Here is a 1,445-nt window from a genome sequence, read left to right as displayed (position 1 = left end):
GCAGGTCGACCTTGACCAGCGTGGCGAGGCAGCGCTTCTTCTGGTCGGTGCGTTCGGCGATCGTGATCCGGTCGAACAGCTCGTTGGCCGACAGGTAGAGCACCTGGCGATATTGCTGGCAGGCCTTGTTGCCCAATGCGCAGGCCACGTAGGTTTTCCCGGCCCCGGTCGGCCCTTGCAGGATTACGTCTTGATGTTTGACCAGGTAGCTGCCGACGGCGAGCCGGGTGATGAGCTCGGTGTTCACGTTCCGTCCGGGCATGGCCTTGATGTCGCCGATGTCGGCATCGGGCTGGGCCAGACCAGCCTGGCGGCGAAGCCGGTGCAGCTTGTTGTCTCGCCTGCGCTCGTACTCCCAGTCGACGGCTTGCTTGACCATCTCCGGCCCGGTCAAGGCCCCGACGCTTGTCGTGTTGGCGAGTTTTTCGAAGTACTCGGCCATGCCTGACAGTCGCATCGCCTTGAGTCTGGTGAGGGTTTCGACGTCGATCATGCCTGGCCCCCGTCGGTGGTGTAGTAGTCGGCGCCACGTACGAAACCCGCGTCGCCCAGCGATGGCGGCGGTGGCGGGTCGGCCGGTTTCCAACCGGCCCATAGCTTTTTGATCAGCGTGTAGGACGGCGTCGGTGTTGCCGCCAACGCGCGACCGCAGGTGTCTTCCAACCGGGTGATGCCACCAGGTTTTTTGGCCAACGCCATCACGCCCAGGCACGACCGGAAGGACTGCTCGACGATGTTGCGGGAAGCCAGGATCGCGTTGATAGCGGCGACGGTGTTCGGGCCGACGGTGGCGGCCCACTGCTCGAAACGTTGCGGTGTCCAATCGATCAGCCGGCTCCGATGCGCCTCGGGCATGTGCGAGGTCACGGTGCAATACCGGCCACGCACCCCCTTGCGCCGCGGATGGGAGGCGACGCGTTCGGTGCCGTCGAAGATCTCGACGGTGTGCGAGGTGATGCGCACATCCAACGACTGGCCGATCAGCTTGGCGGGAACCGAGTAGAAATTCTTGTCGACCTGCACGTGATAGTTGGGTCCCACCTTGGCTTTTCGTAGATCCGCCAACTCAAACTGGACTTGCGCCAGTGGGATCAAAAGCGGCTTCTCGTCTCGGACGAACACGATGTGGCGGGAATCTTCCCGCTTCTGGAACGGCCGAGCGTTGATTTCTGCGACCTCGTCGAAGATCGCCTCGTTAAGCTCGGCAAGACCCACGAACCGCCGGTTGCGTAGTACCGCGGCGACCTGGTTCGCGACGAACCGCACACTGCCCTCGACGACCGGCTTGTCCTGCTAATCCCGAGTTCGGGATTAGCAGGACTATCCCGAGGATTTGGTTATCCCGAGTGTCCGGCGTTGATGCAGGTCGAAGCCGTCTGTAGTACTGATTCCTCGGGATAACGATGCGTGCCTACGCTGCCCGTCTCTGTCGTGTATCTGGAGAG

The 1,445-nt window shown here is 62.5% G+C and carries 2 protein-coding genes; both read right to left on the bottom strand.

What is annotated here, in order from left to right:
- A partial coding sequence (locus EET03_RS29665; RefSeq protein ID WP_167470755.1) for an ATP-binding protein occupies nucleotides 1-493 on the bottom strand: 493 nt, incomplete at its 3' end.
- Entirely contained in the window at nucleotides 490-1,266 is a 777-nt protein-coding gene (locus EET03_RS29660; RefSeq protein WP_075543010.1) for a Mu transposase domain-containing protein, read from the bottom strand. The genes EET03_RS29665 and EET03_RS29660, both read right to left, overlap by 4 nt.
- Nucleotides 1,267-1,445 lie beyond the last annotated feature (179 nt).

Source organism: Mycobacterium innocens, assembly GCF_900566055.1.
GTDB classification, from domain to species: domain Bacteria; phylum Actinomycetota; class Actinomycetes; order Mycobacteriales; family Mycobacteriaceae; genus Mycobacterium; species Mycobacterium innocens.
Note: the sequence above shows the minus strand (reverse complement) of the source record. Positions and strands in the feature narration are given on the sequence as shown.